We start from the raw sequence: 20,453 nt of genomic DNA, 5'->3' as shown, positions 1-20,453 counted from the left end.
GCTACTTGTACTTCGAGAGGCGACTACCCAGCGTTCTCACGTGGGCCCTCGCTGCGACTCATGAGGACGCCGAGTGCGACGCCGAGCACGACGCCGATACCGGCACCGAGTGTCTCGAACACGAAGAGACCGATGCCGCCGAAGACGATAGCGGGGACGAAGACCGCGACTGGTGAGACTGTTCCGGGCACGAACACAATTACTATTTTGAAACTGATATTTCTTGACTTCTGAGTCCGTCGCAGATTAATCCCGTACAACGCCGTTCGTTGAATTCTCTCTGGACGTTCGTGACAGCAATAATCCATTACTAAGTCGTCACCCGTCGTCTCTCAGCATGGGGGGAGAAGAGATGTCAGCAACGACCGAACAGGAGCAACAGAACCGAGAGACAGCGATTCGGATTGCCGAAGAGTTGTGGAACAAGGGTAACTACGAAATCGTCGACGAGGAGTACGACCCGTTAGCCGAGACGCACGCGGTCACAGAGCCCGAAGAAATCATCGGAACGCAAGGCGTCAAGGACTGGGCGAAGAAGTACCACGACGCGTTCTCTGATTTCCACATCGAGGTCTTCGACGTGATTGCGAGAGACGAGTTCGTCTACGGCCGCTACCGACTCACAGGGACGCACGACGGAACGCTCGAAAGTCCACAAGGAGACATTCCCGCGACGAACCGGCGGATAGACACCTGGGGAATGTTCGAGGTACGCTTCGAAGGCGGCCTCGTCGTCGAGCAGTGGAACAGCGCAGACACCATGGAGATGATGAAGCAACTCGGCACGCTGTCCGAGTAACTGCGTACTCGTCGTCGACTATTTTTGGAAAAAGGGTGTGACGGTCGCTTACCCGGACCACTCGCCGCCGACGTCGTCCACGACGGCGTCTCGCCACATGCCGAATCCTTGTTGGCAGATTGGGCTCTCGTCGAGGTGGTCGATGAATCCTGCACCTTCGCTTTCTAGTTGTGCGAGGCAAAACGGGCAGCGGGTCGGGTCGTCCCACGTGTGTGCGGTGACCGAGGGGGATACTTCCTGGGACATGTCTATCTATACACCACAATACTAGATAAATGTTTTCCAATTCTCAAAATTGTCTCGCTTAATTCAACTTCTATCTGGGATCAGTACTCTCTATTAAATCCTGCTCGCGACTCGGCACAATTTGTCACAGCGTCACGCCCGTTTCGGTGAATCGTAACCCTATACCTCACGGAGACCCCGTACCCGAACGGTGATTATTCAGTGAACTATCTCTCGTGGGCTGTCATCGCACTCGGTGCGTATTCGCTCGTTGCACCGCTGATGAAGGTCGCGACGACCGGGCAAGGGAAGATTCCGAGCGACGTGGCCGCCCTCGTCGCGAACGGTATTCTCGTCACCGCCACGCTCGGCGTTATCGTCGTCTCCGGGCAGAACGTCTCGGACTCTATCGTCAGTTCGAAACTCCCCTACGTCGTCTTCGCCGGTGTCTGTCTGGCAGTCGGTATCCTCTCGTACTACCGGGCGCTCGCGCTCGGCCCCGTCTCTATCGTCGCCCCTATCTTCGGGATGTTCCTCGCCGTCTCCTCGGTCGTGGGCATCATCGCACTCGGCGAACCCGTCACAGCGCGAAAAGCCGCCGGAATCGCCTTCGCCGTCGTCGCCGTTTTTCTCGTCTCTGTGGAGTGATTCAATCGGGCAGACATTCCGGAGGGGGCCAACGGCTTTAGTCTCCCGCGTTCCAATCCCGTGGTATGGTCTTGATGGAATCCGATTCGGAACTGGAACACGGCGACGAAGCACCCGACTTCGAACTCCCCGGAGCCGACGGCGAGACGTACTCGCTGGACTCGTTTGCCGACTACGACGCGCTTCTCGTCGTGTTCACCTGCAACCACTGCCCGTACGCGAAGGCGAAGTTCGACGAACTGAACTATCTCGCCGACGCGTACGACGACCTCGCGGTCGTCGGCATCAACCCGAACGACGACGAAGACTACCCGGACGACTCGTTCGAACGGATGCAGGAACTCGTCGCCGACGGCACTATCGACTACACCGCGTACCTCCGCGACGAGCGTCAAGATGTGGCGAGAGCTTACGGTGCAGTCTGTACGCCCGACCCGTTCCTCTTCGAGAACACTGGCGACGCGTTCGAACTCGCGTTCCACTCCCGCATCGACGACGCGATGAGTCCCGACGACGAGGTGACCGACTACGAGATGCGCGACGCGGTCGAAGCGCTTCTCTCCGGTGACGACATTCCCGTCGAAGAGTACCCGTCACAGGGCTGTTCTATCAAGTGGACCGACGACTGAGACGAGGCTGAAGAGAGGAACGCTGCCGTAAAATCGCCTGCCGGTTCTCGCTACTCGTCGCCGAGAAGCGCCTCGCGGGCGTTCTCGACTGCTGCTTCCTTTTTCGCTGGGTATGCCTCGACTTTGGCTCGGAGCGTGAGTCCGTTCCCGCGTCGAGGTTCACCCTTGAACGCGGCCTGCTTGTCGAGTCGGAGGAAGAACTCGGTGTTGTCGGTCACGCGGTCATCCAGTTCGTCCAGCAGTCCCTCGAATTCGGGAAGGTCGCGAATCTTCGAGAGCACGTAGCGCAACTCGTCTGCGCGCTCGACTCGCGCGGAGAAGACGATGATGCGGTCGCCGTGGTGGCCGGTGCTCTCCATTCGCTCTATCTCGAAGTCTTCGGGGAGGAACGTCCGGAGGGCCGCCTCGACCCGTTTGTCGTCTTCCGTCTCGTAGCAGAACGTGCGGAGGTCGATGTAGTGAAAGGGAACGCGTGCCATCGTGTGTATTCGTATTAGAAATGTCGCGGGTGAGGCGGTGCGGAAGGTTACTCTTCGTCTTCTTCGGCGTCTTCGCCTTCGTCGGCGGCGGCGAGCTGGTCCTGCGGGATACCGACTTCCTGCCCCTCGTCGAAGCTGATGGTGTAGGTCGGCTCGCCGAACATGCTCTCGATGACCTGCGTGACCGTTCCAGTTTCGCCGTCGAACTCGCTGTGTTTGTCGTGCAGAACGACCTTGTCGTCCTTCTCGAAGCTCATACCCCTCACTTCCGCGTCACCGAATAAAAGAACGATGATTGCCCACGGCGACCCACTCTGGCGAGAGTGATGCAGTCCCTCGTGTTGCGATGGGATGGCGATGGTGTCAGACTCGTGTTGGGGTGGAGCGGCGCTGTGAGGCGCTACTCCCCGTCTTCCGTCTCGTCAGGCCCGTCACACTCGACCTCGGGCATCTCTTGTCCCCAGAAGCCGGGGTACTTCTCGACCCAGAGGTCACCCAAGACGAGCGTTTGACACGACAGTCGGACGCCGAGTTTCCCGTCGTGCGGCGGGAAGTTCAGACGCCAGCCCTCCATCTTCGTCCGGTGGGTGACCGGACCTTCGACGGAGACCGCACACGTCCCACAACAGCCGACACCGCGGCAGTTGGCCCACGATGCGCTCCCGTTGTACGGGGACTCACCAGCCTCACGGAGGACGTCCCGAAGGACTGCACCGCGGTTACATTCGATTTCACGCCCGCGGAAGTGGACGGTTGGCACGACTGCAGAGATGCGACGAGCGCGTTAAGACGTGTCGTTCTCGACAGCGGACTCAGCGTGCCGTTCTCGATGTCTGACTCGAACGCGCCGCCCTCGACGCCCAGGTCGATACCAACGACAGACCTCGGTGGGCCTAAGTACGGGACACCCTTCACAACGGCTATGCAACAGACCCGACGCAGGTTCCTCGCAGCAACGGCCGGGTCGGCGGTGCTCGGCACCGCCGGGTGTCTCGGAAACGGTGGTGACAGCCAGAGCGACGGAGAGGACCCCATCGCTTCGCTCGGCTGTAGCATCGACGAGCGCGACCCAGTCGATTCCCTCCCGACGCCCACGATGGGTCCCGACGATGCGCCTGTCGTCGTCGATGCGTGGGAAGACTTCGCCTGCCCTCACTGTGCGACCTTCTCGCTGGAGATTCTTCCGCAAGTCGAGTCCGAGTACGTCGCCGACGGTGTCGTCCAGTACCGCCACCACGACTTCCCGCTCCCGGTCAAAGAGTGGTGGTCGTGGAAAGGTGCCTCCGCCGCCCGTGCGGCACAGGACGAAGCCGACGACGAGACGTTCTTCGCCTTCGCACACACGCTGTTCGAGAACCAGTCGACGTTCGGTGGCGACGACACCCAGGCCTCGCTCTCGACGCTTCGGGACCTCGCGAACGACGCCGGTCTCGACGGGTGTTCGGTCGCCGCCGCTGCCTCTCGGGACCGCTATCGACCACTCCTCGAATCCCAGCGAACGGACGCGGTGGAGAACCGTGGCTTCCAGGGCACGCCGACGGTCCTCGTGAACGGTAAGCAGGTACCCCCGCGGTGGGAAGACCTGAAATCCGCCATCGAGAACGCCCGATAGCGCAAATTCGACTGCCACACCACCTCTGACGCGTGATTCGCGCACGACACCAGCGGTTCTTTAGGGGGAAACGAACTAGCCATGCGTATGAACGCGACGCGATTGGCGATGCTGCGACGCCGAGGTGACGGCCTGTGAGACGCCGTCGACTTCTCGGCGCACTCGCGGGCGTCGGCCTCTCGGGAATCGCCGGGTGTCTCGGTGGCGGTTCGTCCGGCGGAACCGACGATGCCGCCGGTTCCACCGACACGGCCGAAACGGCCACTGACTCCACCGAGTCCGCCGCCAGCGGCGACCTCCCGTTAGTCGTCGATACCATCGACGCACAGGGTTCGGAAGCGGGCGAGCTCAGCGTCCCAGTCGCGGGGACGCCGACCATCCTCGACCTCTTCGCCACGTGGTGTGCGCCGTGTGTCGCGCAGATGGAGTCGCTTCGAACGCTCCACGACGAGTTCGGCGACGACGTGGCGTTCGTTTCGGTCACGAACGAACGACTCGGCGGCGGCCTCACCATGGACGATATCCGGTCGTGGTGGGCCGAACACGACGGGTCGTGGACCGTCGGTCACGACCCCGAGAGCGAACTCATGCGCGCTGTACGCGCAAACGGCCTTCCGTACCTCGTCGTCTTCGACGAGAATGGCACCAAAACGTGGACCCACCGCGGACTCGCCAGCGAGTCGAACATCCGGGAGGCGCTCGAGGACGTGCGCTGATGCTCGACCTCGACCCCGCCTTCGCCGGGACGCTCGCGTTCGCAGTGAGTGCGGGTGTCGCGACGTTCTTCGCGCCGTGTGCCTACCCGCTGCTTCCGGGCTACGTCGGCTACTACCTCTCGCGTGAGGAGGCCGACCTCGGCGGGGCCGTCACCCGTGGGTCCGTCGCCTCGCTCGCCGCCCTCGTCGTCCTCGCGGCTATCGGGGGCGTCCTCGTCCTCGTCGGCGGTCGAATCACCTCCCAAATCGCCCTCTTCGAGCCAATTGTCGGCGGGGCGCTCGTCGTCTTCGGCGTCCTCCTGTACACCGGCCGAGCGCCGAATCTCCACGTTGTCCTGCCCGAGTACCGGTCTTCGGTCGCCGGGTTCGGTATCTTCGGAGCGGTCTACGGCCTCGCCGCGGCGGGCTGTGTCGTTCCGATTTTCCTCGGCGTGGTCGCGCAGTCGCTCGCCCTGCCGACGCCACAGGCCGTGATTTCGCTCGGTGCGTACGCGCTGGCGGCGGCGCTCCCGTTAGCTATCGTGACCGTACTGGCCGCGCTCGGTAGCGGCCGAATCAGGTCGCTGTCGCAGTACATCGGGTCGGTGCAGAAAGTCGCGGCCGTCGTGATGGTACTGGCCGGTGGCTGGCAGATTTGGCTGGCGCTCGGGTTCCTCGGATACGTCTGAGACGGCGTACCGACGTACCGATTAGACCACTCGGTCGAACAGTCGTCCGAGGACGTAGACCGCGGGAAACACACCGAACAAGAAGACGACCCCGACGGCGAACTGGACGAGTCGCCCCGGGTTTTCGAGGCTGAGTTGGACGAGCGTCATCGGTCTCTTTCAGGATGGTTCTCGAAGCGGCCCGAAGACAGTTACGGCGCGTCGCCCGTCGGCGTGGGCAACGCCCGAATCTCTCGCGGCGGAACGAGGAAGTTCCCGCGGTGCTTGACGAAGATGTACTCCAAAATTCCGTTGTTCACGCGCTGGCGGATGGTCGGAATGTCGGTGAGGTCGGTTCCGTTCATCGCCTCGCGGACTGCCTCGAAATCCGAGATGCCGCGCTGAAGCGAGGGGAAGTGCAGGCTCGCGACGCCGTCGTCTGCCGACTCGAAGTGCCGCCGGAGGAGTTTGACGTTTCCATCCTCGTCGCGGTTGGCGCGGGCGGCTTTCTGGGCGTGGCCGACATGGCCGAACTGTTCGGCATCGTCGCGGATGCGGTCGAGCATGTCGTCGATACCACTGTCGTCGCCGAGGTTCGCGCCGATTCCGTCGACCAGTTCGCCCTCGGCGTGGTCGGGCGAGAACAACTTCATCACGCGGTGATACTGGTCTTCTTCGTCGTACCAGTCGGAGAGTCGCTGCCGGACGTTGGCGACGTGTTTCGTCGTGCCGCCCGCGAATGGCCCGTCGTCGAGCGTGACGTAGTCCTCCGTGGCCTGATTCTTGGCGAATCCGGCTTTGAAGCCCATGAATAGCGGAGCCGCCTTCGGGACGGGATTGCCGTCAGGGATGCCGTTGACGTCTGACTGGTGTTTCGCCGGTAGGCCGGAGCCGACGAATCCGGTTCGTCTGGCATCGACCGAAAAGACGCCCGAGAGGTCGGTCTCGACCGCAACACCGTTTGCTTCGTCCACCTCGCCCGTGAGCGCCTGCTCTGCTTCCAAGACGACGTCCGCCCTGTCAGACGCGAGGTGGACGAGTGCGTCCTGTCGGTCGAACTCAGGCGTCTCGAACGGCGACAGTGCTCGCGGTTCGGGCAGGTCGAGAGACTCAGGGAGCGAGTCGTCGAAGCGAGAGAAGTACCGCGGCGAGTAGGCGACAGACCAGAGCAGTCCGTCGTGGCTGCGTTCGTATGCGCGGTCGAGCACGCGGAAGGCGTTCTCGGTGGTCTCACGGTCCGATTTCGTCGGTGGGCCGTCGCCGTCGAGGGTCAAATAGAGCAGAATCTGATGGAACGGTATCTCGACGTTTCCGTATTCGTCAGTCCGACACGCGTCGTTCCAGGCGTGCTGTCGAGTCGGGAGGGCGGCTGGGTCGTCGGTTCCCGACGGGACCGGCTCGTCGGGTGCCCTGTCGAGGCACGCTGAAAGCGCCGCTGCACCGCCTGCTGCGACGGCGGCTTTCAGGAACGCTCTGCGAGATGACTCCCCATCGAACATACCCTGGATTTGGTCCTCGAACGCAAGTGGGTTCTGGTGTGCGCCTGAAATTGGTTCGCCTCTCGAATCCAAACCGGCGGCTTGGCGTTCGAAACGCACACCAAACGGCATTTAGCTCTCGGACCGATAGAGTCGGTAATGAATCGACGAACCTACCTCCGCACCGTGGGTACTGGTGCGGCTCTCGGGCTCGCTGGCTGTCTGGGCGGTGGCGGGAACCCGAACGTCTCGCTTTCGAAACCCGACCGCGAAAACGACGTGACCAGCGAGCAACTCCCGTACCCCGCGTGGGGACAGCAGGTTCCTGACGTCACGCTCCGAGACCCGCTCAGTGGGACCGACGTCGCCGTCCGCGACATCGACGTGCCGCACTTCCACACGTTCTTTTTCACCAACTGCATGACCGTCTGTCCGGTCCTCATCAGCGCCCTTCGCGAGGTGCAGATTCACTCCGTCTCCGAAGGCTATGCCGACAAAGTCGGCTTCTATCCGATTACCTTCGACCCCGCACGCGACGACGCGGCCGCCTTCCGCAAGGAGGCAGACGACATGAACGTCGACATGGACGCGGGTAACTGGCACTTCCTCCGCGCCGAAGACGAAGCGGAGACGAAGTCGGTCGTCGAAGAGCAGTTCGGCGTCTTCTTCGACCAGAACGAACCGATGGAAGACGGGAACTACATGTTCACGCACCTCGGCCTCGTCATGCTCGTCAACGGTGACGGCTACGTCGAGCGCACCTACCGCGGGAACGAACCGGACGAACAGACCCTCATCGACGACCTGACTGCACTTCGGGAGGCGTGATGCGACGGCGTCGGTTCCTCGCGGCGACGGGAACTGCCGCAACGTTCGGTCTCTCCGGCTGTCTGGCAGAACTCGGCCGCATCTACACGTCGAACGAACCGCCGGTGCTGTCGAACCGACCCGACGAACCGTACATTCCGACCCACGTCGAGGGGATGAAGATGGTCGGCACCGCCGACGCGGGCGACTACCGCGTGGGGGTCTTCTACGGCTATCCGCATCGCTTCTGGGTGATGGACGACGAAGACGGCGACTTCGGAACCAACCTGACCCGTCCCGCCCGAAGCGACGACGTCCATCTCATGGCGACGGTCTGGGACCCCGAGACGGGTGTCGTCGTCCCCGACACCGGGCTGTCGGTCGAACTCTTTCAGGACGGCTCGCTCGTGGGCGAGGAGGTCATCTACTCGATGCTCTCCCAACAGATGGGCTTTCACTACGGCGCGAACTTCGGGCTCGACGGCGACGGAACCTACGAGATTCGCGTGAGCGTCGGGGCGGCGACACTGAACCTGTTCGGCGAGTTGGACGGGAAGTTCCAATCCGCCGCTGCTGCGCGTCTCGACTTCGAGTTCAGCGCCCGAGACAGAAACGACATCCCGTTCACTCGGCTCGACGACAAGAAAGGTGACCGCGGTGCAGCCAAGCCGATGCAGATGGAGATGACACCCCTCGGGCGCGCACCCGCGTCACTTCCCGGTGACGCCCTCGGAAGCGGGGTCGCAAGTGACCTCCGACTGGTCGGGACGGCCATCTCGGACTCGCGATTCGGCGACGACACCTACCTCGCTGTCTCGGCACAGACACCGTACAACAAGCTAGTCGTTCCGCGAACAGGCCTCTCTGCGACTGTCTCCGGCGGCGGGCACGTCCGATTCGACGGCCGCCTCGACCCCGGACTCGACCCCGAACTCGGGTTCCACTACGGAGCGACCGTCCCCGAACTCTCGCCCGAAGACGACATCGAACTCTCGGTTGACGTTCCACCGCAGGTCGCCCGCCACGAGGGGTACGAAACGGCCTTCTTGGAGTTCGACACGACCACCTTGTCGTAGCGCATCCACTCGTCCCACGTAGACAGGTCTATTTTCGCCGAGAACGACCCTCCCGGTATGGAAGTGACGCGTCGTGACCGACTGGCGCTCGCACTCGCCGTCTGGGGCGTGCTCGTCTCGCAGGTGTTCCTCTATCCGGGCGTCGCCGACCTCGTCACGGCGCTCGGCGGGAAGGGAGACCTCACCGGCGGGATGCTCTTTCTGGTCGCCGAGTTCGCCGCGTTCGTCGCGTTCGCGAGCGTCTGGGGTGCCCTGTCCGACACCCTCGGCAAACGCACGCCGCTCATCGTCGCTGGCGCACTCGGTGGTGCAGCGAGCTATCTCACGCTCGCCACGCTGCCGAGTCTCGGTGCACCATTCGTCGTCGCACTCGGCGTCCGCCTCGTCGGCGGGGCGATGACCATCGGCGCGTTCTCGCTGGCAATCACGATGCTCGCAGACCTCACTGGCGGTAACGGTCGGAACATGGGTGCGGCCGGTATCGCCATCGGCCTCGGCGCTGCACTCGGCTCAGTCGTGGGCGGTCGGCTTTCGACGTTCGACCCGCTTGCCCCACTGTACGCCGCCGCGGCCGTCCTCGTCGCGGTCGCGATTCTCGTGACGACCGTCACCGACCGCGCTCCCGACACCACACGGGTCAAGTTCGGAACGATTCTGCGCCGTCTCGCGGCGAAGCCCGTCTTCGGAATTCCCTTCGCCTTCGGCTTTATCGACCGGATGACAGCCGGGTTCTTCTCGCTCGTCGGCGTCTTCTACTTCCGTCAGGAGTTCGGCGTCGACGCCGCTCTCGCAGGCGGGATTCTCGCGCTCTTTTTCGTCCCGTTTGCCCTCCTCCAGTACCCGATGGGCGCGCTCTCGGACCGAATCGGACGGTTCATCCCGGTTGTCGGCGGGTCGGTGCTGTTCGGCCTCTCTATCGTCGGCGTCGGCGTTGCACCGACACTCATCCCCGCCGCTGCCGCGATGCTGGTCGTCGGTGTCTTCGGGGCGATGGTCGCCCCCGCGACGATGGCGCTCGTCACCGACCTCGCCGAACCGGGCGAGCGCGGGGCCGCACTCGGCGGGTTCAACGTCTTCGGCAGTCTGGGATTCCTCGCCGGGTTCATCATTGGCGGGAGCGTCGCAGAAGTGGTCGGCTACTTTGAGTCGTTCCTCGTCGTCGGACTCGCGGAGGTCGCAATCGCGCTCGTCGCGTTCCGTGCGGTCCGCCGACTCGACCCCGAACAGTCGGCTCAGGCGCTGTCGAGTGCCGACTGAATCTCGGCTTCGACGACGCGCCACGTCGCCCGCAGAAAGACGATGACCGCGAGGCCGACGCCCGCGAGGACGTACGCGAAGAAGAGCCCGACGAAAACCTCGTTGCCGGTGCGGTGAGGAACTGTCACCGAGAACTCGCCGAGTCGAAAGGTGAACGCGACGATACCGGCGACGAAGAATGCGAGCATCAGTTCGAGCATCCGCCAGAACGACTCCATCTCGACGCCGCCGCGACCGGTGAGAAACCGGACGATTCGGCGGGATGCCGCGAACAGCGAGGTTCCGGTGAGAATGAGGATGGTGGCCGCCGCTGCCGAGAATCCGATGTCGGAAAGCGGAATCGTGGGGACGAGCGGCGACACGAGCGTCAGTCCGACGCTCACGAGGACGACTGCCGAGAGGAGTACCTCAGTGGCGAACAGAGCAGTCCCCACGTCGGAACGTACCTCACGGACGAGTCGGCTGTGCACGACTTTCCCTCTCGGCACGGCGCAAAGTGTTTTACCCTCTTCGAGACGAGTCGGGGCTGAATCGGAGCCAAACGCGGACGCCGAGGCCGAACTCTGACCCCGGGGCCGAACTAGGTGACGGGACCGGCCTAATCGTGGCCGGAGACGCGAACCGGCTGGTACGGCTCTTCGAGGTACTCGACATCGGAGTCGGAGAGTTTGATGTCGAGTGCTTCGACGGCGTCTTCGAGGTGTTCGATACTCGTCGTGCCGACGATTGGCGCATCGACCCAGTCCTTGTGCAGCACCCACGAGAGAGCGATTTGCGCCATCTTCACGCCTTTCTCGTCGGCGAGTTCCTGCACACGCTCGTTCACTTCGCGGCCGTTTCCTTCGAAGTAGGGGTGTCCCTTGGCGAGTTCGTCGGTCTCGCCGCGGGTCGTCGCGTCGAATTCATCGTGTGGGCGCGTGAGATACCCACGAGCCAGCGGCGACCACGGCATGACGCCCACACCCTGTTTTTCACAGAGGGGTAGCATCTCGCGTTCTTCCTCGCGGTACAGCAGGTTGTAGTGGTTCTGCATGGTCGCAAAGCGGTCCAATCCGAGCGAGTCGGCGGTGTACTGCGCTTCTGCGAACTGGTGTGCCCACATCGACGACGCGCCGATGTACCGTGTCTTCTCGCGTCGAATCGCGTCGTCGAGGGCGCGCATGGTCGTCTCGATGGGTGTGTCGTAATCCCAGCGGTGGATTTGCAGGAGGTCGAGTGTGTCCATCCCGAGGCGGTCGAGCGAGTTGTCGAGTTCCTGCTCGATGGCTTTCCGCGAGAGGCCACCGGAGTTCGGGTCGTCGTCGTCCATCTGGAAGTACACTTTCGAGGCGACGACCATCTCGTCGCGGCGGCCCTCCAGCGCCTTCCCGAGGATGCGTTCGGACTCGCCGTCGGAGTACATGTTGGCGGTGTCGAAGAAGTTGATTCCGAGGTCGATAGCGCGCTCGACGAGTTCGAGACCCGCCTCCTCGTCGAGGACCCACTCGCGCCAGTCGGGCGTGCCGAAGCTCATACAGCCGAGACAGATACGCGAGACTTCCATACCGGTGTTTCCGAGCGTCGTGTACTCCATGCGCTCGATGTCGGTGGGAGCGGGCAAAAAGGTGGACGAACCGGCATCTGGGGACGAGTACCTGACAGTCACCGATACTGTGTAATTCTCGGTATCTGAGTCCCGAAGCCTCGGTTTATGCTCTTCGGAGTCGTATCATCGAACCGAGGCGTAGCCTCGGTGATTCCGATGTTCAATACACGACAACTAGTCGCCGTCTTCCTCGCGGTCCTCGTACTGGGGTCCGTCGCGGGAGTCGCGACTGCACAACAGGGACCGTCCGCCGGCGGTGCCGTGGTCATCGACGAAGGGGAGACCTACACAGGTGACCTCGAAGCGGTCGGCGGGTCGGTCGTCATCGCGGGCACAGTAACTGGAGACGTCTCGGTCACGGCGGGGAGCGTCGTCGTGACCGAAACGGGTGAGATTGGCGGCACGCTCGAGGGCGTCGCCGGAAGCGTCACCCTCGAAGGGGCGGTCGGCGACGACGTGAGCATCGCCGCGGGTGCGATTCTGGTTCGTGATACCGCCGTCGTCGGTGGCGAGATGGAAGCCGCAGGTGGCGACGTTCGAATCGACGGCACCATCGCTGGTGACGTGCGTGTAGGTGCCGAAGAACTCCTCGTCGGTCCGAACGCTGACATCGGCGGCGCGCTCGAATACGATGCCGCGACAGCGACAATCGACTCCGACGCGGCTATCGTCGGTGGAGCGACTCGCGTCAACGACATCGGATTCTCGGGTCCGACTATCTTCGGCGCTCCGTTCCAAGATGGTGGGTTCGAGGCCCCAGTCATCCCGCAGTGGGTGTTCGCTGGCTACTGGCTCCTCGCTAATCTCGTCCTCGGGGCTATCGTCGTCCTCGTTGCCCCGCAGTTCGCCCAGCGCGTGACCGGCCTTGGAACCAAGAAGGCCGTCCGCAGTGGCGGGACGGGACTGCTCCTCGTCGTCGCAGTACCAATCGTTCTGCTGTTGTTACTGCTGACGATTATCGGGATTCCGCTCTCGTTCGCCGGGGGCGTGGGTTTCCTCCTCGCCCTCTGGGTAGCAAGCATCTACGGGGCGCTCGTCCTCGGGACGTGGCTCCTGTCGCTCGCCGACTACGCGAATCGCTGGGCGGCGCTCGCGCTCGGCCTGTTCGTCCTCGCCGTGCTCGACTTCGTCCCGCTCGGTGGCATCGTCGAGTTCGTGGTCGTGCTGGTCGGATTGGGTGCGTTCGCACTCGCAATCCGCGGTGAATCCGGTGACGAGGGTGACGACGGCGTGAGCGCCACGGACGAAGGTCCGCAGGAAGGCACTCCAATGGCCTGACTGCGGCGCGATTACCTGCCAAATACTGGACGAACAATTATTATGGATGTCTCTGTCTGGTGAGACATGGCAATCAATTATGAAGACGAGTTGGAGTCGTTCGAGTGGGACATCCCGGAGGGGTACAACATCCCTGCGGTCATCGAATCGCACGCCGACTCTTTCGGTGACCGTGTCGCACTGAAGTTCCGTGACGACGAGGGAGGGCGGACAGAACGGACGTACGAGGACCTTCGCCGCGACATGAATCGATTCGCCAACGCCCTCGAATCGCTCGGCGTCGATAAGGGCGACCGCGTCATTCACCTGCTTCCGCGCGACCCCGACGTGTTCGCGATTCAACTCGGCGCACTGAAGCGCGGCGCACTACTCGTGCCGAGTTCGTCGATGCTCAAGCCGAAAGACATCGAGTTCCGCGCCACTGACTGCAAGGCGACGACAGCAGTCGTCCACGAAGAACTGGTCGAGATGGTCGACGAGGTGCGCGACGAGACGCCACTGGAGAACTTCATCTCGCTCGGCGGCGCGCCCGAGGGCTGGACAGACTTCGACAGCCTCGTCGCGGACGAATCGACCGAACACGACGGCCCGGAACTGAACGCCGAAGACCCGATGTCTATCAACTACACCTCGGGGACGACGGGGAAGCCAAAGCCGGTTCGTCACCGTCACCGCTGGATGCGCTGTTTCGAACTCGTCAACGCACCCTACTGGTGGGGCGTCACCGCAGACGACGACCTCTCGGACGAACTCCTCTGGGCAACGACCGGAACCGGCTGGGCGAAGTGGTTCTGGAGTCCGGTCGGTGTGGGCCTCACCACCGGCGCGACGCAGTTCGTCTATCGCGGTGACTTCGAACCCGACACCTTCCTCGAACTCATGGAAGACGAGGGTGTCACGCGCCTCTGCGCCGTGCCGACGCAGTATCGGATGTTCGCCCAGCGCGACCTCGCCTCCTACGACCTCGACCTGAAAGAAGTGCTCTCGGCTGGCGAACCACTCAATCGCGAACCCATCGAGGCGTTCCGCGACGCATTCGGTATCACTCCGCGCGACGGCTACGGCCAGACCGAGACGGTCGCGCTCCTGACGAACTACCCCGGTATCGACGTGAAACCCGGGAGCATGGGGAAGCCGACGCCCGGCCTCGGAACGACCATCATCGACGAGGACGGCGAGGAAGTCGGCGTCGACGAAATCGGTGAGATTGCCGTTCCAGTCGACTGTCCCGGCATCTTCGACGGCTACTACGAGAAGCCCCATCTCGACGAACAGACGTTCGCTGGCGACTACTACCGCACCGGTGACCTCGCCTCCCGCGACGAAGACGGCTACTTCTTCTTCGAAGGCCGCGCCGACGACATCATCATCTCGTCGGGCTACCGCATCGGTCCCTTCGAGGTCGAAGACGCGCTCGTGTCGCACGAGGCAGTCGCCGAGGCCGCGGCGGTCGGAAGTCCACACGAAGAACGCGGCAACATCGTCAAGGCGTACGTCGTTCTGACAGACGGGTTCGACGGCTCCGGCGAACTCGTGACCGAACTACAGGAATTCATGAAAGAACAGACTGCGCCGTACAAGTATCCGCGCGAAATCAAATTCGTGGCGGAACTCCCGAAGACCTCCTCCGGGAAGATTCGTCGCGTCGAACTCCGCGAGCAGGAACGCGAATAGAGCCACCTGCTGGCCACTTTACTTTCTTTACCTGTCGTTCCGTTGTGACTCTCATGTACGTCGCCGACCAGACGTGGCCGGAACTCGGGGAGTACGTCGCGGAATCGTCGCTGGCGCTCGTCCCGCTCGGGTCGACAGAACAGCACGGCCCACACCTGCCGCTTGCGACTGACCACCTCATCGCCGAGGCGTTGGCGCGCGAGGCCGCCGACCGAACTGGGTTTCTCTGTACGCCCACCGTGAACGTCGGCGTCAGCCCGCACCACCGGCAGTTCCACGGGACGATGTGGGTCGACGCGCCGCAGTTCCGCGACTACGTGGAGTCGATGACGCGGAACCTCGCGTACCACGGTATCGACCGCGTCGTGTACGTCAACGCCCACGGGGGCAACATCCAGCACCTCCGCGAGGTCGGTCGGCGACTCCGCGACGACGGCACCATGTACGCCATCGAGTGGATGTGGGACGAGTCGATACCGGACCTCGTACGAGAGCTATTCGACCACCTCGGCCCACACGGCGGCCCGAAAGAGACGGCGATGATTATGCACATCGCCCGCGACCTCGTCCGAGAAGACCGCCTCGAAGACGCTCGTGACGGCGGGCGACGGACGTTTGCCGGACGCGACTACCGCGAGCACGGTGCCCGAACCTTCTACGACGCCATCGAAAACTCCGACAACGGGGTCTTCGGCGACCAGACGGCCGCGACGCCCGAGGCTGGAGCCAAGCTATTCGAGGCGGCGACCGACCAACTGGTACAACTCGTCGAGTGGCTCGACGACCAACCGTTCGACGACCTGATGGCTCCGGCGCACGTCGACCCACAGCCGGGGTCGCGTCGCCACCGATGACCGTCTGGATTCTCGGCGACCAACTCTCCCACGAGTCGGTCCCGCTTCAGCACGACGACCACGTGCTCATGATAGAGGCCCACGCGTTCGGCGAGCGCCTGCCGTATCACCCTCAAAAGCTCGCCCTCGTGTTCGCTGCGATGCGGCACTTTCGGGACGAACTCCGCGAGTGCGGGTACGAAGNGCTCAGAGATGTGTATAAGAGACAGGTATCACCCTCAAAAGCTCGCCCTCGTGTTCGCTGCGATGCGGCACTTTCGGGACGAACTCCGCGAGTGCGGGTACGAAGTCACGTACATCGAAGCCGAGACGTTTGGCGAGGGGCTCGACCAGTTCTACGACGCCGCACCCGGAACCGACCTTGTCCTGATGGACCCACCGAGTCACGGCGCAGGCGAGCGACTCCGCGAACTCGTCGCCGAACGCGGCGGGTCGCTGACGCTCGTCGAGAACGACCTGTTTCTCACCACGCCGGACGAGTTCGACGAGTGGGCCGGCGACGCCGACACCTACCGGCAAGAGAACTGGTACCGACACGTCCGCCGCGAGACAGGGATTCTGATGGACGGACACGAACCTGCGGGCGGCGAGTGGAACTACGACGACGAGAACCGGGAGACGCCGCCGGACGACTGGTCTCCTCCTGAGGTGCCGCAGTTCGAACCGGACGAGGAGACGCGGGAAGTCATCGCGTTCGTCCGCGAGCGCTACCCGGACGCGTGGGGGTCGATAGCCGACGACTCGTGTGTCTGGCCTGTGACTCGCGAGCAGGCGGTAACGGCGCTCGACCACTTCGTCGAGGTCCGACTGCCCGAATTCGGCGCGTATCAAGACGCGATGGTCGAAGGTGAGTGGGCGCTGTGTCACTCGCTTCTCTCGGCGGCGATCAACCTCGGTCTCCTCGGACCCAGAGAAGTGGTCGATGCGGCCGAAGACGCCTACCGCCGCGGCGACGCACCCATCAACAGCGTCGAGGGATTCGTCCGGCAGGTCGTCGGCTGGCGGGAGTTCACGCGCCACGTCTACCGGCGGTCGATGCCCGAGTTAGCACAGGCAAACCAACTCGACCAGACCGAGTCACTACCGGAGGCCTACTGGACCGGCGAGACGGACATGAACTGCCTCTCGGAAGCGGTCGGCCACGTCTACGACCACGGCTACGCCCACCACATCGAGCGTCTGATGATTTTGGCCAACTTCGCCCTCATCTACGGCGTCGACCCGCAGGAACTCGACCGATGGTTCCACCTCGGATTCGTCGACGCCTACGACTGGGTGACGACGCCGAACGTCGTCGGAATGGGGTCGTTCGCGACCGACGTGCTCTCGTCGAAACCGTACGCCTCCTCGGGCAACTACGTGAACAAGATGTCCGACTACTGCGCCGACTGCGAGTACGCGGTGTCCAAGACGACCGGTGAGAACGCCTGTCCGTTCAATGCGCTCTACTGGGATTTCCTGAAGGAAAACGAGTCAGTCCTTCGCGGCACGGGTCGCATGGGGCTGATGTACTCCCACGTGGACCGGAAGGACGACGAGGAGTGGGACGCGATTCGCGCGCGAGCAACCGAGGTTCGAAAGCTGGGTCGAGACGGGGCGTTGTGAGTCGCGGTCGCTGACGCGACATGCGTCCGACCCCACCCCTGAGACTCACGTCACGAGACAGTGCTGTCGCTCGGCGGTCGAAAATAGAAGTGCCTGTTCGTCTGTACTGTCGCGTTGGTCGAATCGCTCGCAGACTTAGAGCCGCGTCACGTTGACCGCCCGCGGGCCTTTGTCGGCCTGTTCGATGTCGAACTCCACTTCCTGTCCCTCCTCGAGGTCCGGGCCGCCGATGTCTTCCATGTGGAAGAACACGTCGTCGTCTGCGTCGTCTGTCTCGATGAATCCGTATCCACCGGAGGACTTGAAGAAAGCTACCTTACCTTTCGCCATCTCGTGTCGTTTGTCGCTCGTCGAAGTCATAAGGTTTCCGCCGATTGATAACAATTCGTGTGGGTTGTAGTCGCATTCATCCCCTATACAGACGGTACGGCGGCTTGAATCGGTGAAAACGGTTTTTTGTCGAACTCCCGCTGTTCAGCGGTTAGTTGTTGGGGGCTCTCGCCCACCCAGTTAGTCGCCGCGGGAGCCTCGCCCACCCAGTTAGTCGCCGCGGGAGCCTCGCCCACCCAGTTAGTCGTCGTGAGGTTCTCGACCCAACGTGTGAAATTCTTCGTTCGGGCGCATATCGGCGAACATCGCCATTCGGTTGCTCAGGTTGAAAAAGGAGGAAACCGCACCGATGTCCCACACTTCCTCTTCAGAGAACCCGGCGTCGCGGAGTTTCTGCAGGTCGTCCTCGCCGACCTCGACTGGCGTTTCGGTGAGTTTGACCGCCACGTCGAGCATCGTCTTGTGCTTCTCCGGGATGTCTGCGGTCCGGTAGTTGGCGACGAGTTGGTCCGCGAGAAGTGGGTCTTTCGCGTAGATTCGAAGGAGTGCGCCGTGAGCGACGTTGCAGTAGTAGCAGTGGTTGACGCCCGAGACGGCGACGATAATCATCTCGACTTCGTGACGTTCGAGCGTGGTGTCGTCGACGAGGGCGTCGTGATAGTCGAAGAAGGCCCGCCAGTGCGACGGCTTGTAGGCGAACCCGGCGAAGACGTTGGGCGTAAAGCCCGCGCGTTCGGTCTCTTCTTCGATTCGCTCGCGGAGGTCTTCCGGGAGGTCATCGAGGTCCGGGACTGGGAATCGGCGCATCGCATCGTCGTCCATGGGTCGGTGCTCGCCCGGACAGACCTTAACGATTCCTCAGAACTCGGGGCGAAATCAGACGACGAGCGACAGGTAGGCCGTCGCTGCCACCGCGAACACGCCGAGTCCGAAGAGGCCGTAGTTGGCGACGGTGTTGTCGGCGGTCCACAGCGAGAACGTCACCTTCCGCGACGAGAGAGGCCAAAACGGGCGGATTCCCGCGGGCGTGAGCGCGTCGGCGAGGAGGTGTGCGAGAATCGTGAGCGCACCGGCGGCGAATCCGAATCCGGTCAGTGTCGTCGCGCCCGAGTCGGCGAGGCCGCCGGTCGAAGCGAGCAACTTCGCAGCACCGCCTCCGACACCCCCGACGAGGAGGGCAAAGAGGATCGTGTGCGTCGGCCCGCGGTGCGACAGGCCGGGAACGCGGTGGTCGTAGTCGGGAAGCATCGCGAGCCAACACATCACGGCACCCAGCACGAACGCCAGTTCCGGGTGTCCCGTCTGTACGAGCGCGAACCCGAACGGCGCGAACACGAGCAGCGAGACGCCCCAGTGACCGAATCGGTACATCTGGTGTGTCCTCACCCACGCGGTACACAAAACCTTTCGACTGGTCTGTCAGCCCGCCGCCTCTCGACTGGCCGGTGGGTTCGCTGGGCGTCGTCCCCACATCATCTGCGGGAGTGACAGCGGAGCAATCGTTATCCCTCGCGGCCGCGACTGTCGCGCCATGAGTCAGCACCTCTCCGAACTGCTCTCCGGTCTGTCGGCGATTGAGGCGACGCTACTCGTGGTGCTCGTCTCCATCGTCGGCGCGTTCGTGATGGAGGCGGTGGTGCTCAGACTGCTGTTTCAGTACACCCGACGGACCGAGACGGGCCTCGACAACATCGTCGTACAGGAACTGCGCTGGCCAATCGTCGTCACCGTCTCGCTCACGGGCGTCTATCTGTTCGCCCAGACGCCGGCGGTCGCCGACGCACTCGTGGTGAGTTCAGAGGACCTCAACACGTTCTTCGGCCGACCGTCGGTCTCGGTCGGTATCATCGTCTGGGCGTGGGCGCTCAACCGACTCGTCAACCGACTGGTCGAGGCGGTCAAAGACAAAGGTAGCAGATTCGACTTCGCGCCCGTCTTTTCGAACATCTGGACGCTTCTCGTCTCTATCGGGACTATCGGCGCGCTGTTGTTCCTCTGGGGAATCGAGATTACGCCGCTTTTCGCCGGTGCGGGTATCGCCGGTATCGCGGTCGGGTTCGCCGCAAAAGACACCGTCGCCAACTTCTTCGGCGGCATCGCGCTGTACTTCGACGACACGTACAAGATTGGTGACTACGTCGTCCTCGACTCCGGCGAGGCAGGCACCGTCGTCAAAGTCGGCATTCGCTCGACGACGCTTCTCACGCGCGACGAACTCCTCGTCACGGTGCCGAACTCGGTGCTCAACGCCGCGAAAATCATCAACGAGTCGGCTCCGAACCGTCGCCGCCGGGTGAAAGTCCCCATCGGCGTCGCCTACGGGACCGACATCGACGAGTTCGAGGAACTACTCATCGACATCGCACTCGACGAACCGTTAGTTCTCGATTCGCCGCGCCCCCGGGCACGCTTCCGCCAGTTCGGCCCCGACGCGCTCGAATACGAACTCCTCTGTTGGGTCAACAGCCCCCTCAAGCGCGCGAAGGCGACCCACAACATCAACCGGACGATGTACAAGAGGCTGAACGACGCCGATATCGGCATTCCGTTCCCGCAGCGCGACGTGCACGTCTACTCGTCTTCCGGGGCACCACCCGCGCCGCAGTCGGCACCGGCGGAGGCAACGAACGGGGGCGTCGCTCGCAATCGGGACGCCGAGTTCGACGAGACCGACGCCGAGGACGACACCTACGACGACCTCGTGGGTGACGACGTGGGCGACGTGGGCGACGAGTGACGAACGCGACACCATCG

25 protein-coding genes and 2 pseudogenes are annotated in these 20,453 nt (G+C 63.2%); 15 read left to right on the top strand and 12 right to left on the bottom strand.

The window, feature by feature from the left end; translation table 11 throughout:
* Positions 1–23 precede the first annotated feature (23 nt).
* A complete protein-coding gene (locus C453_RS20400; protein WP_169316544.1) occupies positions 24–191 on the bottom strand; it encodes a hypothetical protein in 168 nt (55 codons plus the stop codon).
* A gap of 161 nt (positions 192–352) precedes the next feature.
* Here C453_RS20400 and C453_RS08485 point away from each other — a divergent pair, with 161 nt between their 5' ends.
* A complete protein-coding gene (locus tag C453_RS08485; protein WP_049907612.1) occupies positions 353–799 on the top strand; it encodes an ester cyclase in 447 nt (148 codons plus the stop codon).
* Positions 800–847: 48 nt separating this feature from the next.
* Here C453_RS08485 and C453_RS08480 read toward each other — a convergent pair whose 3' ends face one another.
* Complete coding sequence (locus C453_RS08480; RefSeq protein ID WP_008323877.1) at positions 848–1,045, bottom strand: DUF7501 family protein; 198 nt, start codon at positions 1,043–1,045, stop codon at positions 848–850.
* Positions 1,046–1,246: 201 nt separating this feature from the next.
* Between C453_RS08480 and C453_RS08475 the strand changes: the two genes are divergently transcribed.
* A complete protein-coding gene (locus tag C453_RS08475) occupies positions 1,247–1,672 on the top strand; it encodes an EamA family transporter (RefSeq protein WP_008323876.1) in 426 nt (141 codons plus the stop codon).
* Between the two features lie 65 nt (positions 1,673–1,737).
* Positions 1,738–2,301, top strand: coding sequence for a thioredoxin family protein (locus tag C453_RS08470; RefSeq protein WP_008323875.1), 564 nt, complete (start codon positions 1,738–1,740; stop codon positions 2,299–2,301).
* Between the two features lie 50 nt (positions 2,302–2,351).
* Here C453_RS08470 and C453_RS08465 read toward each other — a convergent pair whose 3' ends face one another.
* The 3 genes from C453_RS08465 to C453_RS08455 all read right to left on the bottom strand — a co-directional run bounded on the left by C453_RS08465 (position 2,352) and on the right by C453_RS08455 (position 3,540).
* On the bottom strand, positions 2,352–2,780 hold the full coding sequence (locus tag C453_RS08465; protein ID WP_008323874.1) for an RNA-binding protein: 429 nt from the start codon (positions 2,778–2,780) through the stop codon (positions 2,352–2,354).
* Between the two features lie 47 nt (positions 2,781–2,827).
* Positions 2,828–3,037, bottom strand: a complete 210-nt coding sequence (locus C453_RS08460) for a hypothetical protein (RefSeq protein WP_008323872.1) — start codon at positions 3,035–3,037, stop codon at positions 2,828–2,830.
* A 143-nt stretch (positions 3,038–3,180) separates the two neighbouring features.
* Positions 3,181–3,540, bottom strand: coding sequence for a 2Fe-2S iron-sulfur cluster-binding protein (locus C453_RS08455; RefSeq protein WP_008323871.1), 360 nt, complete (start codon positions 3,538–3,540; stop codon positions 3,181–3,183).
* A gap of 162 nt (positions 3,541–3,702) precedes the next feature.
* Between C453_RS08455 and C453_RS08450 the strand changes: the two genes are divergently transcribed.
* The 3 genes from C453_RS08450 to C453_RS08440 all read left to right on the top strand — a co-directional run bounded on the left by C453_RS08450 (position 3,703) and on the right by C453_RS08440 (position 5,776).
* Complete coding sequence (locus C453_RS08450; protein ID WP_008323870.1) at positions 3,703–4,392, top strand: DsbA family protein; 690 nt, start codon at positions 3,703–3,705, stop codon at positions 4,390–4,392.
* Between the two features lie 134 nt (positions 4,393–4,526).
* Positions 4,527–5,108 (top strand): TlpA family protein disulfide reductase, encoded by a 582-nt coding sequence (locus C453_RS08445; RefSeq protein WP_008323869.1) that lies wholly within the window; start codon positions 4,527–4,529, stop codon positions 5,106–5,108.
* Positions 5,108–5,776: a cytochrome c biogenesis CcdA family protein gene (locus tag C453_RS08440; protein ID WP_008323868.1), complete on the top strand. Its 669-nt coding sequence runs from the start codon at positions 5,108–5,110 to the stop codon at positions 5,774–5,776. Before C453_RS08445 ends, C453_RS08440 begins: the two co-directional genes overlap by 1 nt.
* A gap of 21 nt (positions 5,777–5,797) precedes the next feature.
* Here the strand turns inward: C453_RS08440 and C453_RS20810 are convergent, their stop codons facing one another.
* Both C453_RS20810 and C453_RS08435 read right to left on the bottom strand, forming a co-directional pair.
* Positions 5,798–5,926, bottom strand: a complete 129-nt coding sequence (locus C453_RS20810) for a hypothetical protein (RefSeq protein ID WP_275039766.1) — start codon at positions 5,924–5,926, stop codon at positions 5,798–5,800.
* Positions 5,927–5,967: 41 nt separating this feature from the next.
* A complete protein-coding gene (locus C453_RS08435; protein WP_049907611.1) occupies positions 5,968–7,254 on the bottom strand; it encodes a DUF7405 family protein in 1,287 nt (428 codons plus the stop codon).
* Between the two features lie 138 nt (positions 7,255–7,392).
* Here C453_RS08435 and C453_RS08430 point away from each other — a divergent pair, with 138 nt between their 5' ends.
* From C453_RS08430 to C453_RS08420, 3 genes are read left to right on the top strand one after another with little or no spacing between them, the layout of a single operon-like run.
* Entirely contained in the window at positions 7,393–8,061 is a 669-nt protein-coding gene (locus C453_RS08430) for an SCO family protein (RefSeq protein WP_008323866.1), read from the top strand.
* Positions 8,061–9,116, top strand: coding sequence for a DUF7350 domain-containing protein (locus C453_RS08425; protein WP_008323865.1), 1,056 nt, complete (start codon positions 8,061–8,063; stop codon positions 9,114–9,116). Before C453_RS08430 ends, C453_RS08425 begins: the two co-directional genes overlap by 1 nt.
* Before the next feature lie 57 nt (positions 9,117–9,173).
* On the top strand, positions 9,174–10,373 hold the full coding sequence (locus C453_RS08420) for an MFS transporter (protein ID WP_008323861.1): 1,200 nt from the start codon (positions 9,174–9,176) through the stop codon (positions 10,371–10,373).
* Here the strand turns inward: C453_RS08420 and C453_RS08415 are convergent.
* Positions 10,349–10,843 carry a hypothetical protein gene (locus tag C453_RS08415; protein ID WP_008323860.1) on the bottom strand — a complete coding sequence of 165 codons (495 nt, stop codon included), beginning with the start codon at positions 10,841–10,843 and terminating at the stop codon, positions 10,349–10,351. The two genes, C453_RS08420 and C453_RS08415, sit on opposite strands and share 25 nt — an antisense overlap.
* 128 nt (positions 10,844–10,971) lie before the next feature.
* Positions 10,972–11,946, bottom strand: coding sequence for an aldo/keto reductase (locus C453_RS08410; protein WP_008323859.1), 975 nt, complete (start codon positions 11,944–11,946; stop codon positions 10,972–10,974).
* Between the two features lie 168 nt (positions 11,947–12,114).
* Here C453_RS08410 and C453_RS08405 point away from each other — a divergent pair, with 168 nt between their 5' ends.
* The 5 genes and pseudogenes from C453_RS08405 to C453_RS08390 all read left to right on the top strand — a co-directional run.
* Positions 12,115–13,236, top strand: coding sequence for a bactofilin family protein (locus tag C453_RS08405; protein WP_049907610.1), 1,122 nt, complete (start codon positions 12,115–12,117; stop codon positions 13,234–13,236).
* 66 nt (positions 13,237–13,302) lie between these two features.
* Positions 13,303–14,910, top strand: coding sequence for an acyl-CoA synthetase (locus C453_RS08400; RefSeq protein ID WP_008323857.1), 1,608 nt, complete (start codon positions 13,303–13,305; stop codon positions 14,908–14,910).
* Between the two features lie 53 nt (positions 14,911–14,963).
* Positions 14,964–15,764, top strand: coding sequence for a creatininase family protein (locus C453_RS08395; protein WP_008323856.1), 801 nt, complete (start codon positions 14,964–14,966; stop codon positions 15,762–15,764).
* Positions 15,761–15,886 (top strand): annotated as a pseudogene (locus C453_RS20995) (cryptochrome/photolyase family protein); the annotation flags it as partial. The gene C453_RS08395 and the pseudogene C453_RS20995, both read left to right, overlap by 4 nt.
* An 88-nt stretch (positions 15,887–15,974) precedes the next feature.
* Positions 15,975–17,369, top strand: a pseudogene (locus C453_RS08390) (cryptochrome/photolyase family protein); the annotation flags it as partial.
* A 135-nt stretch (positions 17,370–17,504) separates the two neighbouring features.
* Here C453_RS08390 and C453_RS08385 read toward each other — a convergent pair.
* The 3 genes from C453_RS08385 to C453_RS08375 form a co-directional block, all read right to left on the bottom strand.
* Positions 17,505–17,699 (bottom strand): cold-shock protein, encoded by a 195-nt coding sequence (locus C453_RS08385; RefSeq protein ID WP_008323852.1) that lies wholly within the window; start codon positions 17,697–17,699, stop codon positions 17,505–17,507.
* Between the two features lie 240 nt (positions 17,700–17,939).
* The gene (locus C453_RS08380) at positions 17,940–18,521 is read right to left on the bottom strand and encodes a peroxidase-related enzyme (protein ID WP_008323851.1); all 582 of its coding nucleotides are present in this window, start codon (positions 18,519–18,521) and stop codon (positions 17,940–17,942) included.
* 54 nt (positions 18,522–18,575) lie between these two features.
* On the bottom strand, positions 18,576–19,070 hold the full coding sequence (locus tag C453_RS08375) for a metal-dependent hydrolase (RefSeq protein WP_008323850.1): 495 nt from the start codon (positions 19,068–19,070) through the stop codon (positions 18,576–18,578).
* 160 nt (positions 19,071–19,230) lie between these two features.
* Between C453_RS08375 and C453_RS08370 the strand changes: the two genes are divergently transcribed.
* A complete protein-coding gene (locus C453_RS08370) occupies positions 19,231–20,436 on the top strand; it encodes a mechanosensitive ion channel family protein (protein ID WP_008323849.1) in 1,206 nt (401 codons plus the stop codon).
* Positions 20,437–20,453 lie beyond the last annotated feature (17 nt).

This window comes from Haloferax elongans ATCC BAA-1513 (genome assembly GCF_000336755.1).
GTDB lineage: Archaea > Halobacteriota > Halobacteria > Halobacteriales > Haloferacaceae > Haloferax > Haloferax elongans.
Note: the sequence above shows the minus strand (reverse complement) of the source record. Positions and strands in the feature narration are given on the sequence as shown.